At 58.5% G+C, this 15259-nt stretch carries 10 protein-coding genes, 1 tRNA gene and 3 rRNA genes; 12 read left to right on the top strand and 2 right to left on the bottom strand.

What is annotated here, in order from left to right; all coding sequences use genetic code 11:
• Nucleotides 1-4 precede the first annotated feature (4 nt).
• The 4 genes from tsaB to MUN81_RS19975 all read left to right on the top strand — a co-directional run bounded on the left by tsaB (nucleotide 5) and on the right by MUN81_RS19975 (nucleotide 4184).
• Nucleotides 5-697, top strand: coding sequence for a tRNA (adenosine(37)-N6)-threonylcarbamoyltransferase complex dimerization subunit type 1 TsaB (tsaB, locus tag MUN81_RS19990; protein ID WP_245113731.1), 693 nt, complete (start codon nucleotides 5-7; stop codon nucleotides 695-697).
• Nucleotides 698-785: 88 nt separating this feature from the next.
• A complete protein-coding gene (locus MUN81_RS19985) occupies nucleotides 786-1313 on the top strand; it encodes a DUF2480 family protein (RefSeq protein WP_245113729.1) in 528 nt (175 codons plus the stop codon).
• A gap of 137 nt (nucleotides 1314-1450) precedes the next feature.
• Nucleotides 1451-2794, top strand: a complete 1344-nt coding sequence (locus MUN81_RS19980) for an amino acid permease (protein WP_245113727.1) — start codon at nucleotides 1451-1453, stop codon at nucleotides 2792-2794.
• A gap of 121 nt (nucleotides 2795-2915) precedes the next feature.
• Nucleotides 2916-4184 (top strand): hypothetical protein, encoded by a 1269-nt coding sequence (locus MUN81_RS19975; RefSeq protein WP_245113725.1) that lies wholly within the window; start codon nucleotides 2916-2918, stop codon nucleotides 4182-4184.
• Between the two features lie 283 nt (nucleotides 4185-4467).
• Here the strand turns inward: MUN81_RS19975 and MUN81_RS19970 are convergent, their stop codons facing one another.
• The gene (locus MUN81_RS19970; protein ID WP_245113724.1) at nucleotides 4468-5139 is read right to left on the bottom strand and encodes a hypothetical protein; all 672 of its coding nucleotides are present in this window, start codon (nucleotides 5137-5139) and stop codon (nucleotides 4468-4470) included.
• An 80-nt stretch (nucleotides 5140-5219) separates the two neighbouring features.
• Between MUN81_RS19970 and MUN81_RS19965 the strand changes: the two genes are divergently transcribed.
• The 8 genes from MUN81_RS19965 (at nucleotide 5220) to MUN81_RS19930 (ending at nucleotide 14231) form a co-directional block, all read left to right on the top strand.
• On the top strand, nucleotides 5220-5609 hold the full coding sequence (locus tag MUN81_RS19965) for a hypothetical protein (RefSeq protein ID WP_245113722.1): 390 nt from the start codon (nucleotides 5220-5222) through the stop codon (nucleotides 5607-5609).
• Between the two features lie 661 nt (nucleotides 5610-6270).
• A 16S ribosomal RNA gene (locus MUN81_RS19960) occupies nucleotides 6271-7784 on the top strand.
• Between the two features lie 93 nt (nucleotides 7785-7877).
• Nucleotides 7878-7951, top strand: a tRNA-Ile gene (locus MUN81_RS19955).
• A gap of 172 nt (nucleotides 7952-8123) precedes the next feature.
• Nucleotides 8124-11042: ribosomal RNA gene (locus MUN81_RS19950) — 23S ribosomal RNA — on the top strand.
• A 110-nt stretch (nucleotides 11043-11152) separates the two neighbouring features.
• A 5S ribosomal RNA gene (rrf, locus tag MUN81_RS19945) occupies nucleotides 11153-11264 on the top strand.
• Together the 16S, 23S and 5S rRNA genes with 1 tRNA gene alongside form the textbook arrangement of a ribosomal RNA operon.
• A 317-nt stretch (nucleotides 11265-11581) precedes the next feature.
• On the top strand, nucleotides 11582-12877 hold the full coding sequence (gene rodA, locus MUN81_RS19940) for a rod shape-determining protein RodA (protein WP_245113720.1): 1296 nt from the start codon (nucleotides 11582-11584) through the stop codon (nucleotides 12875-12877).
• Entirely contained in the window at nucleotides 12877-13932 is a 1056-nt protein-coding gene (locus MUN81_RS19935; RefSeq protein ID WP_245113718.1) for a hypothetical protein, read from the top strand. Before rodA ends, MUN81_RS19935 begins: the two co-directional genes overlap by 1 nt.
• 5 nt (nucleotides 13933-13937) lie before the next feature.
• The gene (locus tag MUN81_RS19930; RefSeq protein ID WP_245113716.1) at nucleotides 13938-14231 is read left to right on the top strand and encodes a hypothetical protein; all 294 of its coding nucleotides are present in this window, start codon (nucleotides 13938-13940) and stop codon (nucleotides 14229-14231) included.
• Here MUN81_RS19930 and MUN81_RS19925 read toward each other — a convergent pair.
• Entirely contained in the window at nucleotides 14185-15246 is a 1062-nt protein-coding gene (locus MUN81_RS19925; RefSeq protein ID WP_245113715.1) for a hypothetical protein, read from the bottom strand. The genes MUN81_RS19930 and MUN81_RS19925 overlap by 47 nt on opposite strands.
• Between the last annotated feature and the right edge of the window lie 13 nt (nucleotides 15247-15259).

Genomic DNA, 15259 nt, shown 5'->3' with positions numbered 1-15259 from the left:
AATAATGCTCCTCCTCTCTCTCGAAACCTCCTCCCCCGTCTGCTCGGTGGCCCTGCACCAACTCGAAGACGGCTCCCTCCTCGGTCAGTCAGAATTGCGGCTGGATAAGTCGCATTCCACCCACCTCACCGTGCTCATCGAGCAGTTGCTGGCCAACACCGGCCACAAACTGGCCGACCTTGGCGCCGTGGCCGTGAGCGACGGGCCGGGTTCCTACACCGGCTTGCGCATTGGCGGGGCTGCCGCCAAAGGCCTCTGCTTCGCGCTCGATATTCCGCTGGTGGCCGTGATTACACTGCGGGCGCTGGCCGCGCAGGTGGCAGCCGGCACTGCATGGCCCGAAAAATTCCTGTATTGCCCCATGCTGGATGCCCGGCGACAGGAAGTATACGCCGCTCTTTATACCCACGATGGCCGGGAAGTCCTCGCGCCCATACCGCTCATCCTCGACGCCGACACGCTGGCCGAACAATTGGCCCATCGTTCCGTGTTGTTCTTTGGTCACGGTGCGGCCAAGTTTCAGGCGGTGCTGAGGGCGCATTCCAATGCTGGTTTCCTGGCGGGGATTGAGCCTTCGGCGATTTCGGTAGGGCAGCTGGGCGTTGCTGCCTTCCACCGGCAGGAGTTTCAGGATGTGGCCTATTACGAGCCGTTTTACCTGAAGGAAGTATACACGACCACGCCGAAAGCGAAGTAGCGCGGACTTTTAGTCCGCGAGTCAGCGCCGGAAGGCCTTTTGCATTTCAAAACCCTATTCATCGCGGACTAAAATTCCGCGCTACTATATGGAACCTCTTTTCGTCAACCGTGTCGCTAATTCCGGCTTGGTCACCCTCAATCTGGAAGAATTCATCCATCCCGGCGAGCGGGTGGTGTACGACATCAAAGACAACCTCTTCCACGGCCTGATGCTGCGCGAAAAGGACTTCCGCGAGTTCGTAAAAACCCACGACTGGACGCAGTACGACGGCCAGAACGTCGCCATCGTCTGCTCGGCCGATGCCATTGTGCCCACCTGGGCCTACATGCTGCTCGCCACCAAGCTGCAGGGCCACGCCCACCGCTACGTGTTTGGCAACCTCGACGCGCTGGAGCAGTCGCTGTTCGAAGAAGCCATTGCCGCCCTCAATCTCGAAGAATACCGCGACGCCAAAGTGGTGGTGAAGGGCTGCGGCGACAAGCCCGTGCCCACTTTTGCCTATGTGGCCGTCATGCAAAAGCTGTTGCCGGTCACGAGCAGCATCATGTACGGCGAGCCGTGCAGCACCGTGCCGCTCTACAAAAAGCCGAAGGCTGCCAGCGCAGTGGAATAGTTGCTCCGCCTGTCCTGCCGAACGCAGTGAAGCACCTTATCACGTCAGGACGACCTGTTCGGACGTGATAAGGTGCTTCACTGCGTTCAGCAGGACGGCTAAGCTGGGCCTCTCGCATTGGTTCGCATCTTTGCACCATGCCCGAGCTTGCCCGAACCCCTTATAAAATCACCTTCCTCACCGGGGCTGCTATTGTGGTGGCCAACATGGTGGGCACGGGCGTGTTCACCAGTCTCGGCTTTCAGGTAATGGGCATCCAGAGCGGATTTGCGCTGCTGATGCTGTGGCTGGTGGGCGGCCTCATTGCCCTCTGCGGGGCCGTAAGCTACGCCGAGCTGGCGGCCGCCATGCCCCGCTCGGGCGGCGAATACCATTATCTGAGCCGGATTTACCACCCCGCGCTGGGCTTTCTTTCGGGGTGGGTTTCGGCCACGGTGGGCTTTGCAGCGCCCACTGCCCTGGCCGCGCTGGCCCTGGGCCAATACGCCAAAAGCGTGTGGCCAGGCTTGCAGCCCACCTGGCTTTCGGTGGCCGTGGTGCTGCTGCTCACGCTGGTACACGGCAGCAGCACCCGCGTCGGCAGCCGCCTTCAGATTATCATTACCGCCCTCAAAGTGGGCGTGCTGGTGGTATTCATTGGCGCGGGCATGGTGGTAGGGGAGGGGCAGCCCATCAGCTTTGTGGCCGATGCCGCCGGCTGGCAGGCGCTGCTCAGCCCGGCGTTCGCCGTCAGCCTCGTGTATGTGAGCTACGCCTACTCCGGGTGGAACGCCGCCGTGTACGTCACCGGCGAAATCGAAAACCCCCGGCGCAACCTCTCGCGCATCCTGCTGGCCGGCACCGCCGTCGTGCTCCTATTATATGTAGGGCTGAACTACGTATTTCTGCGCTCTACCTCAATTGCCGGTTTGAAGGGGCAGGTCGAAGTCGGGTTTGTTGCCGCCACCTCGCTTTTTGGTCCGCTCGGTGGCCGGCTGATGGGTGGCGTCATCGCCGCGTTGCTGGTTTCCACCATTAGCTCGATGGTGTTTGCCGGCCCCCGCATCGTCCAGACGATGGGGGAGGACCTGCCCGCCCTGCGTTTCCTGGCCCCCAAAAGCCGCGCGGGCATTCCCGTACGCGCCCTGCTGCTGCAAACGGCCATTACCCTGGCCTTCATTCTGCGGCCCAGTTTCCAGGGCGTACTCGTGTATGCCGGCTTTGTGCTGAACCTGTTCACTTTCCTCACGGTGCTCGGCCTGTTCGTCCTTCGCGTGCGCCGGCCCAACCTGCCGCGCCCATATCGCGCCTGGGGCTACCCCATTACCCCGTTGCTTTTCCTTGCCCTCAGCGGCTGGACGCTTTTCTTCATTCTGCGCGACAAGCCCTGGGAGTCGCTCTATGGCCTCGCCACCCTGGCCGTGGGCGCGCTGGTCTACTTCCTCACCACGCGCATCGGCCGGCCCGTAGCCGACGAAACTTCCAGCCGCACCAGCGCTTAGCGCCGCCGACTCATTAGTTCTCAGCCAGTCTCCCCTCTCTCTAAGGAGAGGGGCCGGGGGGTGAAGTGACCCGCCCGAACGAGCTTCTGTAACTTGCACCCCCAATCACTCCTACTATATAATGCTCTTCCGCACCGCCGCGCTTCGTCTCCTGCCCGCCGCCTTGCTCTTGCTTTCCGCCTGCTCCGAGTCGAACAAGAAAACCGAAACTGCCACTTCCGGCAAGGAAGAAACCATGGCCACCACGGCCGATGCCATCGACTCCACCAAGTCGCCCGTCGCCGCATCGGGTAAAGCCGCCGCCACTACCCCGCGCCCCAACCGCCTCACTGCTCCCGACACTGCCTACGCCCAAGACGTAGCCCTGTTCCTCGGCGGCCTGCAGCCCAGCCAGCACAGCGACCTCAGCGCCCTGGCCGCTACGCCCGCCTGGCAGGCTTTCGCCAAAGACCAGGATAAAAGCTGGGATAAATACCGCGCCACCCACACCACCCGCATGACGCAGTGGGCCAACACCGAGCTCGATTCGGTGCATGCCAGTAGCCCCACTATCTTCTATCCCTTCAGCGGCCCCGATTTTCTGAACGTCGTCACGATGTTCCCCACCAGCCAAACCTACGTGCTCATGGGCCTCGAACCCGTGGGCAGCATCCCGGCCCGCGCCTCCCTCGAAAACCCCAAGTTGCTGCCCGCCGTCAAAACCTCGCTCTGGTCGGTGCTCAATTTCAGCTTCTTCCGCACCAATGACATGGCCGTGGATTTGAAATCCGTCGAGCTCGACGGCGCTTTGCCGTTGATGATGCTCTTCGCAGCCCGCACCGGCAACCAAATCACTGCCATCCGCCCCGTGCAGCTCGATGCCGCCGGCCAACTCCAGGCCGCCCCCAACGACACCACCCAAACCCCCGACCCGAAATCCATTCCCGGCGTCGAAATGAAGCTCCGCGGCCCCGACGGCCAGCCCAAAACCGTCTACTACTTCTCCGCCGACCTCAGCGACTGGAAACTCACTTCCAAAAGCGCCCCGCTCGAATTTGTGCGCCATCTCGGCCCCCTCACCACCTACGTGAAGTCGGCCACCTACCTCATGCACAAGTCGTATTTCAACAAAGTGCGCCGCACCGTCCTGCGCCGCAGCCGCTACATCCTGCAAGACGATTCCGGCATCGCCATGAAATACTTCCAGAAAGGCGCTTGGCAGTTCGACTACTACGGCACCTACCGCCGCCCCATCAACCTCTTCGCCAAGCAGTACCAACCCGAGCTCACCGCTGCCTACCACGACAGCATTCACCCACCCAAACCGCTTCCCTTCGGCACCGGCTACAACTGGCGCCAAACCGACTCCAACCTTATGTTGGCCAAACGCCAGGTTCCCTTGGCCGATTAAGCAACCCCGAAGCTGCCCCACAGGGCCGTGGTGGCAACATCACGGCCCTTTTTATTGTCGCTACACTATGAAAACGCCTCGTCAGTTTCGCCGCGCTCTATGGTATGTAATAGGAGTAGCCTCATTGCTGACTCTAACCACCCTCGCAGCCGTCTCCGCAAATAGCCGGCTGGCTTCCCCTCTCCATGCCGTTCTGCGCATGAAGCAGATGAGCGGCCCGGGAGAGAATTCAACGCCAGCCGACTCGCCACTATTGGACTCCCTCCTGAAAGCAAACCCGCTACTAAAGCGCGTCGCCCTCAATCCCCAATACGAGCTGCAAATCATCTACACCCAAATCGACCGCGACGCGCAGAACCGTCCCATCTTCACGCCACACACCTACCACCTCAACCCCAAGCAGTATTTCAACCCCGCCAGTCTTGTAAAACTCCCCGTAGTCGCCCTCTCCCTCGAAAAGCTCAACGACCTCAATAAGCCGGGGGTAAACCGTCGTACCATCATGGCCACCGGCACTGCCTACCGTTGCCAAACCCCTGTCCCCTTCGTTGCCCCTGCCGACAGCGACCGCACCGCCACCGTCGGCAACTACATCAAGCGGATGCTCCTCGTCAGCGACAACGTCGCCTACAACCGTCTCTACGAATTTCTCGGCCAGCGCCCCCTCAACCAGCGTCTCCAGGAACTCGGCTACCCCAACGCCCGCATCACCCGCCGTTTCGCCCCCTGCGACACCGCTGCCAACCGCCACACCAACCCCATCAGCTTCCACACCCCCCAGGGCGACACCATTTATAAGCAACCCGCCCAGTACAACCCCATCACCTACCGCAGCCCCCTCGGCCGCGTCCTCAAAGGCCGCGCCCACCAGGCCGGCCGCCGATTCATCCCCGAACCCTACGATTTCACCACCGCCAACCACCTCCCACTCCCCGACATTACCGCCCTCCTCCAAAGCATTCTCTTCCCCGAATCCGTCCCCCCACCCAGCGCCTCCGCCTTACGCCTACCGATTATGCCTTCCTCCGCCGCTACTTGCACGCCACTCCTCACGAGTCCGGCTTCCACACTTACGCTCCCCTCCGCTACTTCGACGCCTATAAGAAGTACCTCTACTACGGCCGCAACCCTGAAATTCCCCGGCAGTCTGCCCTCCACATCTACAACATCGTCGGCATGTCGCATGGCTACTTGGCCGATGTGGCCTACTTCGCCGATTCTCTCCACCAGTCCGAATTCCTTCTCAGCGCCGTCCTCTACGTCAACCAGGACGGTATCATCAACGACGGAGCCTACGAATACGAAATCATTGGGCAGCCCTTTCTCGCTCAATTAGGTCGCCAAATCCAGCAATACGAAGCCCAGCGCCCCCGCCACCACCGCCCCAACCTCAACGAGTTCTTCGCCCCCGAACCCAATCGCTAAATTTTTCTAAAATATCATACTTGGTAAGTTCCTGATTTCAAGAATGTCACTGCATCAAAAAGGACGCCATTACGACCGCATCCCATAAATGTTGTCCTCCAGCCCTTGCGTCCCCAATATTTCTTTCTACTTTTGCACTCCCAATCGCCAACAGGGCATTGGACTCTGCCACCGCAACCGCGCCGCAGAGAAAATTGAAAGGTCAGGAACTTCACGGCATCGATGCTTGTATTGCCACCCGTGCCCGCTGCGCAAACCCTCAGAAAATTAAATTTCGAAAGTGTTTGCGAAAGTCGAAAAAAGCGCCTTACCTTTGCACCCCGCTTCAATAGGAGGCGGAAATGGATTCAAAAGCAAAACGACGAAAAATAAAAATTTTCACCTTTTGCTTGCCAATTCAAAAAGTTTTCTTACCTTTGCACTCCCAATCGCTAGAAAGGGAATTGAAAAAAGGAAAATAGGCTAATCATCAGCCGCACTGCTGCGCCAACTGGGCATGGCAACCGTTCTTTGAATGTTTGGAAAAGACAAATGGTAAGCCGTGCTTTGCATGCGCAGGGCACGGCAAAAAACAGGCGTAACACGAATACATGAACTCGTCAACACGGGTCGGATTCGCACTCGACATCAGCCATGGTTCGCCATGGTGTAGAGAAATTTTACAATGGAGAGTTTGATCTTGGCTCAGGATGAACGCTAGCGGCAGGCCTAATACATGCAAGTCGAACGGTCGTAGCGATACGATAGTGGCGCACGGGTGCGTAACGCGTAACCAACCTGCCCTGAACTGGGGGATAGCCCGCCGAAAGGCGGATTAATACCGCATGACACGAGGTGGCGGCATCGTCTCTTCGTTAAAGATTTATTGGTTCAGGATGGGGTTGCGTGCCATTAGCTAGTTGGGGGGGTAACGGCCCACCAAGGCGACGATGGCTAGGGGAGCTGAGAGGCTGGTCCCCCACACGGGCACTGAGATACGGGCCCGACTCCTACGGGAGGCAGCAGTAGGGAATATTGGGCAATGGGCGAGAGCCTGACCCAGCCATGCCGCGTGCAGGACGAAGGCTTTCTGAGTCGTAAACTGCTTTTGCCAGGGAAGAATAAGGGGGATGCGTCCTCCGACGACGGTACCTGGTGAATAAGCACCGGCTAACTCCGTGCCAGCAGCCGCGGTAATACGGAGGGTGCAAGCGTTGTCCGGATTTATTGGGTTTAAAGGGTGCGTAGGCGGTTCTTTAAGTCCGGGGTGAAAGCCCGTTGCTCAACAACGGAACTGCCCTGGAAACTGGCGAACTTGAGTACAGACGAGGGCGGCGGAATGGATGCTGTAGCGGTGAAATGCATAGATAGCATCCAGAACCCCGATTGCGAAGGCAGCTGCCTAGACTGTAACTGACGCTGAGGCACGAAAGCGTGGGGAGCGAACAGGATTAGATACCCTGGTAGTCCACGCCGTAAACGATGGATACTCGCTGCCGGCGATACAATGTCGGTGGCTTAGCGAAAGCGTTAAGTATCCCACCTGGGGAGTACGCCCGCAAGGGTGAAACTCAAAAGAATTGACGGGGGCCCGCACAAGTGGTGGAGCATGTGGTTTAATTCGATGATACGCGAGGAACCTTACCTAGGCTAGAATGCGCGTGACCGCCTCAGAGATGAGGCTTTCCTTCGGGACACAAAGCAAGGTGCTGCATGGCCGTCGTCAGCTCGTGCCGTGAGGTGTTGGGTTAAGTCCCGCAACGAGCGCAACCCCTATGGTTAGTTGCCAGCACGTAATGGTGGGGACTCTAGCCAGACTGCCTGCGCAAGCAGTGAGGAAGGCGGGGACGACGTCAGGTCATCATGGCCCTTACGCCTAGGGCTACACACGTGCTACAATGGACGGTACAGCGGGTTGCCAACCAGCGATGGTGCGCCAATCCCGAAAAGCCGTTCTCAGTTCGGATCGGAGTCTGCAACTCGACTCCGTGAAGCTGGAATCACTAGTAATCGCGTATCAGCAATGACGCGGTGAATACGTTCCCGGGCCTTGTACACACCGCCCGTCAAGCCATGAAAGTCTGGTAGACCTGAAGCCGGTGCTCCGCAACGAAGCCGGTTAGGGTAGAACAGGTAATTAGGGCTAAGTCGTAACAAGGTAGCCGTACCGGAAGGTGCGGCTGGATCACCTCCTTTCTGGAGCAATCCGACCCCGGAGGTCGTTAGGCGTGCTACGTCCGTTATATCATTCGTCTTTTCCTTCATTCAAATAATTTGCAATGTGAATTCGGGCTTGTAGCTCAGGTGGTTAGAGCGCTACACTGATAATGTAGAGGTCCCTGGTTCGAGTCCAGGCAGGCCCACTCTAACATCTTAATTCAGATTGTTGATGCCATTAATTGTTTTCAAGAGGAAAACAATTTCGAAACTGCTAAACACCAGAGCAGTACACGTTCTTTGACGTAAGGGGTAACAAAAACGAACCGTGCCGCGCTTGGCCCCCTGGTGGGGCGTTCAACAAGCGTTGGGCACGAAAGCGAAGTAAGCAAGAGCACACGGGGGATGCCTAGGGTCTCAGAGGCGACGAAGGACGCGATAAGCTGCGATAAGGCTGGGGGAGGGGCACATACCCGGTAATCCCAGCATTTCCGAATGGGGCAACCCCGCGCATGGAAGATGCGTGAACCGACTCGCTTGACGAGCGGTGGCAAACGCCGGGAACTGAAACATCTAAGTACCGGCAGGAAAAGAAAATAACAATGATTCCCCAAGTAGTGGCGAGCGAACGGGGAGGAGCCCAAACCGGGTTGGTTACGGCCAGTCCGGGGTTGTAGGGCCGCGACATCTGATTGCATCGAGGTAGCTGAACTGCTTGGGAAAGCAGGCCATAGACGGTGAGAGCCCGGTAAGCGACACTTCTGATGCACGGTAGCGGTACCCTGAGTAGGGCGGGGCCGGAGAAACCCCGTCTGAAGCGAGCGGCACCATCCGCTAAGGCTACATACTCCTGAGACACCGATAGTGAACTAGTACCGTGAGGGAAAGGTGAAAAGAACCGGGAATACCGGAGTGAAAAGAACCTGAAACCGTGTGCTTACAAGCAGTTAGAGGGCTTTTGTGGCCTGATAGCGTGCCTTTTGCATAATGAGCCTACGAGTTACTCCTCCCCGGCAAGGTTAAGGACTTCAAGGTCCGGAGCCGCAGCGAAAGCGAGTCTGAACAGGGCGCGCAGTCGGGGGGGTAGACGCGAAACTTTGTGAGCTACCCTTGAGCAGGTTGAAGGTGCCGTAACAGGCACTGGAGGACCGAACCAGTTTCCGTTGAAAAGGATTTGGATGACTTGAGGGTAGGGGTGAAAGGCCAATCAAACTGAGAAATAGCTCGTACTCCCCGAAATGTATTGAGGTACAGCGTCGGCGTGGAGGTCAGTGGAGGTAGAGCTACCAATAGGACTAGGGGGTGTCAGAGCCTACCGAATCCTGATGAACTCCGAATGCCACTGGCTATAGCCGGCAGTGAGGCCTGGGGTGCTAAGGTCCCCGGCCGAGAGGGAAAGAACCCAGACCAACAGCTAAGGTCCCTAAATCTAGGTTAAGTTGAACAAAGGAGGTCCAGTTGCTTTGACAGCCAGGAGGTTGGCTTGGAAGCAGCCATTCCTTTAAAGAGTGCGTAACAGCTCACTGGTCGAGCGACCGGGCATCGATAATACGCGGGCATCAAACCTAGTACCGAAGCTTTGGATGTAGTCTGCAAGATGACTACGTGGTAGGGGAGCATTCTCCTTGCGGTGAAGCCGCGTCGTCAGGCGCGGTGGAGCGTGGAGAAAAGCATATGTAGGCATGAGTAACGATAATGCGGGTGCGAAACCCGCACGCCGATAGACTAAGGTTTCCAGCTCAACGCTAATCGGAGCTGGGTTAGTCGGGACCTAAGGGGCAGCCGAACGGTGAACTCGATGGACAGCAGGTTAATATTCCTGTACTGATGATAGCAAGTGATGCAGTGACGCAGAAGTGAAAGCACCGCGGGCGGACGGAAGTGCCCGTTGAAGGCCGTAGGTATTGGGAGAGTAGTTAAGTACGCTCACCTAGCCGAAAGCTGATAGTACCGCACGAGTTTCGACTCACGCGGATAGTGTGCCTAATCCGACTGCCAAGAAAACCTGCTAAGCGTTTTAATGCTATTATCACCCGTACCGCAAACCGACACAGGTAGTCAAGGAGAGCATCCTGAGGCGCTCGAGTGAATCACGGCCAAGGAACTCGGCAAAATGGACCTGTAACTTCGGGAGAAGGGTCGCTTCCTCTTGGCAACAAGAGAAGCCGCAGTGAAAAGGCCCAGGCGACTGTTTAACAAAAACACATGGCTTTGCTAACGCGCAAGCGGACGTATAAGGCCTGACACCTGCCCGGTGCCGGAAGGTTAAGAGGGGACGTTAGCCGCAAGGCGAAGCGTTGAATCGAAGCCCCGGTAAACGGCGGCCGTAACTATAACGGTCCTAAGGTAGCGAAATTCCTTGTCGGGTAAGTTCCGACCTGCACGAATGGTGTAACGATCTGGGCGCTGTCTCAGCCGTGAGCTCGGTGAAATTGTAGTCTCGGTGAAGATGCCGAGTACCCGCCACGGGACGGAAAGACCCCGTGCACCTTTACTATAGGTTGCCATTGGTGGTGGGTTCAGTATGTGTAGCATAGGCGGGAGGCGCTGAGCCGGGGACGCTAGTTCTCGGGGAGCCGACGTTGAAATACCGCCCTTACTGTGCCTGCTGCCTAATCCCGGAATCCCGGGAGACAGTGGCTGCTGGGTAGTTTGACTGGGGTGGTCGCCTCCAAAAGAGTATCGGAGGCTTTCAAAGGTCCGCTCAGTCCGCTTGGTAACCGGACGCAGAGCGCAATAGCAGAAGCGGGCTTGACTGTGAGGCCGACTAGCCGAGCAGGGTCGAAAGACGGATATAGTGATCCGGTGGTTCCGCATGGAAGGGCCATCGCTCAAAGGATAAAAGGTACGCCGGGGATAACAGGCTGATCTCCCCCAAGAGCTCATATCGACGGGGAGGTTTGGCACCTCGATGTCGGCTCGTCACGTCCTGGGGCTGGAGAAGGTCCCAAGGGTTCGGCTGTTCGCCGATTAAAGTGGCACGCGAGCTGGGTTCAGAACGTCGTGAGACAGTTCGGTCCCTATCTGTGGTGGGCGTTGGAAATTTGACAGGACCTGTCCTTAGTACGAGAGGACCGGGATGGACCAGCCGCTGGTGCGCCGGTTGTACCGCCAGGTGCAGCGCCGGGTAGCTACGCTGGGACGAGATAAGCGCTGAAAGCATCTAAGTGCGAAACTCCCCTGGAGATGAGATTTCCCAATTGAAGGCCCGTCGGAGATGACGACGTGGATAGGCGGCAGGTGAACAACTGGAAACAGAACAGCTGAGCCGTACTAAGTGGCCGAGGGCTTCGCTCATATTTCGTCAAGCCGCGGGCGCCGCGGTTCGTTTTTGTCCCCTTGCGTCGAGTTATTGAGGGTTGCGTCCCGCGCGAGCGGGAACCAGAACACGCGCAACCCCCGCCAGCAATGGTGGCTTTAGCCCGGGTGTTCACCTCTTCCCATTCCGAACAGAGCCGTTAAGCCCCGGTGCGCCTATGGTACTGCCTTCACCGGTGGGAGAGTCGGTCGCCGCCAACCTTTTTACCGCCCGTCCCCGGGCCGCTTTCGCCAGCGGCCCGGGGACGCCGCGTTTCCGGCCACCCCCAGCCGCCGCCCCGCCTCCGCCGGCCCGCGCGAAACGCCCCCGCCCGCGCGAAATGCCGCCGCCCTGAACGGCTCGGCAGTGGCCGCCTTAATCCCCGACTGGCCACATGCCCATTCGATGCTGGTTCAAATGAAAAGAGGATTAAAGTATTCCTTATTTAGGAGTGCCAGTTGAAGACGGAAGGCGGGCAGTTTATGGATACTTAAAAGAGCAGTACTTTTGACGGTGCTTATAACTTATCTTATTATTTGTGCAAGTTTCACCCGCCCGTTATAGTCGCAGTATTGATTGGTTGACGGTGTTGCTTTATGTTGGGCTAGTGGGTATTGGGTGGATTTGCATTTATGCATCCAGCTATTCACCGGATGTACCGGATAACGCCCTTACAAGCTTAAGCTTTGATAAGCTTATGGCTTTTAACTGGTTTAAGCAATTGCTGTGGATTGCTACAGCTTTTGTATTGATTGTGGTTTTGCTGGTGGTGGATTACAAGGCTTATGATACCTTGGCGTACGCGCTGTACGGCGGGATGATATTGCTGCTGGTCGTAACCATGTTTGTAGCGAGGCCCATTGCGGGCTCGCGGTCGTGGCTGGAGCTTGGACCGGTGCGTTTGCAACCGGCGGAATTTGCCAAATTCACGACGGCATTGGCTGCTTCCCGATTCATGTCAAGCATCAACCTGCGGTACCAAGATTGGCGTGACCAGTTGGTGCTGGCCGGGATTACCCTGCTTCCGCCGTTATTGATAGTAGCGTCGAATGAATCGGGGCAGGCATTGGTGTTTGGGGCGTTGCTGTTGGCGTATTTCCGAGAGGGTATGTCGCCCCTGATTCTACTGCTGATGGCGGCAGCGGGGACAATTCTTCTTTTGGCGCTGCTGGTGCCCAAAGTTTGGCTGTTTGGGACTTTTACGCTGGTATTGATTGCGGTATTGGGACTTAATCGCCGCGTGTTACGGCATCACTTGCCATTGGCGGTGGGCGTGTGGCTGGCCGTGATTGGTATGGTGGTGGGCGTGGATTTCTTTTACAATAAAGTGCTTCAGCCCCACCAGCGGCAACGTATTGAAGTTCTTATCAACCCTTCGGCTGACCCGCTGGGAAAGGGCTGGAACGTAACGCAGAGCAAAATTGCAATTGGTTCGGGGGGGATGCTGGGTAAGGGGTTTCTGCAAGGGACGCAGACAAAGTTTGACTTTGTGCCGGAGCAGAGCACCGACTTTATTTTCTGCACGGTGGGGGAGGAGTTCGGATGGCTGGGCAGTTTGGCGGTGCTGGGTTTGTACCTGACATTGCTGTGGCGAATTATCTATGTGGCGGAACGGCAGAAGTCGGTATTCGGTCGCACGTATGGGTATTGCGTGGCCAGCATTCTGTTTTTTCACGTGACCGTGAACGTGGGCATGACCATCGGGCTGGCGCCGGTGGTGGGCATTCCCTTGCCGTTTTTTAGCTATGGCGGGTCGTCGCTGTGGTCGTTCACCATTTTGCTGTTCAGCTTGCTGGCCATTGATGCCTACCGCAAGCAGGACCTGGTGCGCTAATGGCAACACCGCGCGTGCCAGCTTGGGTGTGGGCGGTTGTAACGGTCCTACATGCGCTGGCGCTGGGCTGGGCGCTGTACTTCGGCAGTTGGGATTTTCCAGATTCGGGCCGATACCGGCAGGCCGCCGAAAACGTGCAGTTGCATATGGAACTCTATGCCCAACCGTGGCCGGCCCACGTGCCGACGGGGCAGGCGGTGCAGGAGTTTACCATTCGCCCGCCTGGGTACCCGTTGGTGGTGCTGGGATTGGGAGGGGCGTTAGGGCGGCCGGTGGCGCTGCTGGTAGTCCAGAATTTGTTGAGCTTGCTCAACGTGGGGCTTGTGCTGCTGTGGTGGGCACGATGGGCCCAGCCTGACAACAAAAGCTGGGCAATAGCGGTATTCATCTGCTTAACGTTTCCGGCGCAGTTCATTTACGCCAATACGGTGATGAGCGAGGTGTTGCTACAAACCGTACTATTGGCCATGCTGCTGGCCGCGCTGCGGTTCCTCAAGCGAGGTAGGATTCGCCATGCGGTTGGGGTGGTGATGGCCATTGTGCTGGCGTTGTTGATAAAGCCGGTGTTTTACCCTTTCGCCTTCGCTATGGGGGGCTTGGGGGCAATTATGGCATGGCGGCACAGAAGATTAGCGCTGGCAGTGCTCGGCTTTGTTCCGACCATGGTGGTGGGGCTGTATATGGGCTGGAATGAGCAGCGCACGGGTTATTTCCACTTTTCAAGCATCACCGACATCAATCTGCTGCATTACAACGCGGCCGGTGTGGTGCGGCAGGTGCAGGGAGCCGAGGCGGAAGAAATATGGGTGGCAGGCGTGCTACGCGAAGCAAATGCACAGCCCAATTTTGCGTTGAGGCAGCGGGTCATTCAGCAGCGTGCTACAGCTGTATTGTGGGCGCATCCGCTGGTGTATGCCCGGCAGCATGCGTTGGGCATGGTGACATTTTTTGTGGACCCCGGCCGTTTCGACGTGAGTGAATTTCTGCAGTTGGCGCCACTGGCAGGGGGGGGCTGTTGGCGCAAGTGCGAAATGGCGGGCTGTGGCGGGCCGTAACCGGCTTGCCGATAGGACTGCTGAGCTGGCTGGGCCTGATTTTCGTTGCAAATGCCGGGCGGGTGTGGCTGGCATGGCGGGGATTTCGCCGCCTTGGCAGCGAGGTGCCGGTGTGGCGCTACGGCCGCTGGGTGGCGCTGGCTTTGCTGCTGTATGTGGCCGGGCTGACGGGGCCGTTGGGGGCAGCCCGCTTTCTGGTGCCGGTGTGGCCGCCGTTGTTGGCGCTGGCGCTGGCTGGGCTGCCGCGCCGTGCTACCGAACCGACCAAACTTGTGGTAGAAGACGTCGCCAGTGCGTAAAAACCAATGCCAGCGCCGCACAGAAGGCTGGCGCCGCCAGGTAGCCCATGCGGCCCAGGTCGCCGGAAAGCAGCATGTGGATGGCCACGATGGCAAGCAATCCAAGCTCGGCCCAGCCAAGCGGGCTGAACAAAGCCACGGTGGAGCGTGGGACTCGGTTCCTTTCCAGCCAAAAGGAGAGGGGCGGCAGCAGGGAAAAGAAGCCGAAAATGCTCAGCAACTCGCCTAGGCCTTTGGGAGAAGCGGCCCGGTGCAGTGAGTAGACCACGTTGTCGAAATGCTCCAGCGCATTGGAAACCGACTGGCTGGCCAAGGCGCCAACGTGCGCATCGACCCAAAAATGCACCGCAAATAAGGCGATGAAGCCCAGTGCCAGAGCCGCCAGCTGCCTGGGCCAGGCCAAACTATGGCGCCCATACCAGAGCAGCCAGGGCAGCCAGAAAACAAAAGATTCTTTGGCCAGGGGACCCAGCAAAAGCGCTATGGCGAGGGCCCAGCCGCCCCCGGGCCCGCGCCGGACGGCGTAGTAGCCAAGCCCAGTCACCAGCAGGTAGAGGCTGTCGGTGAGGGGCAGGCCGGCGCCATACACTGCCCAGCGGCTGGTGAGAACGGCCAGCACGGCTAGGCCAGCCGCTTCGGGCGAAGCGCCGGCCTGGCGGGCTGCGTTGAACCAGCAGGCGCCGGCCATAGCCAGCAGCACGCAATTAACTAAGTAAAAAGAAAAACGCAGCGGCCATTGCCCCGCCGGGCGCTGGGGCCACACGCGGGCGTAGAGCCGGGCCACGGGCGCGGCTACCGCGGCAGCAGCGGCGGGGACCAGCACACGGTAGCGGTGCGTGACGCGCACGCTGTCGAACCGGCCCGCGGCCATGCGCAGGTAGCTGCGGGTGTCGGGCGAGTGCGAGAAATCGTAGTGGACGTACATCGGGTACGCCATGTTGGCCAGGGCAGCCACGGCCACTAGCCACGGCAGCAGCCAGCGGCGCAGCCGCGGCCCGAACGGGGGCTTGCCCACTGTGAGCTGCGCG

The sequence above is a fragment of the Hymenobacter sp. 5317J-9 genome, from assembly GCF_022921075.1.
Taxonomy (GTDB): domain Bacteria; phylum Bacteroidota; class Bacteroidia; order Cytophagales; family Hymenobacteraceae; genus Hymenobacter.
Note: the sequence above shows the minus strand (reverse complement) of the source record. Positions and strands in the feature narration are given on the sequence as shown.

What these genes read in the sequence shown, in the direction of transcription:
- tsaB (WP_245113731.1), top strand. Translation starts at nt 5, where the DNA reads ATGCTCCTCCTCTCTCTCGAAACCTCCTCCCCCGTCTGCTCGGTGGCC.
- MUN81_RS19985 (WP_245113729.1), top strand. Translation starts at nt 786, where the DNA reads ATGGAACCTCTTTTCGTCAACCGTGTCGCTAATTCCGGCTTGGTCACC.
- MUN81_RS19980 (WP_245113727.1), top strand. Translation starts at nt 1,451, where the DNA reads ATGCCCGAGCTTGCCCGAACCCCTTATAAAATCACCTTCCTCACCGGG.
- MUN81_RS19975 (WP_245113725.1), top strand. Translation starts at nt 2,916, where the DNA reads ATGCTCTTCCGCACCGCCGCGCTTCGTCTCCTGCCCGCCGCCTTGCTC.
- MUN81_RS19935 (WP_245113718.1), top strand. Translation starts at nt 12,877, where the DNA reads ATGGCAACACCGCGCGTGCCAGCTTGGGTGTGGGCGGTTGTAACGGTC.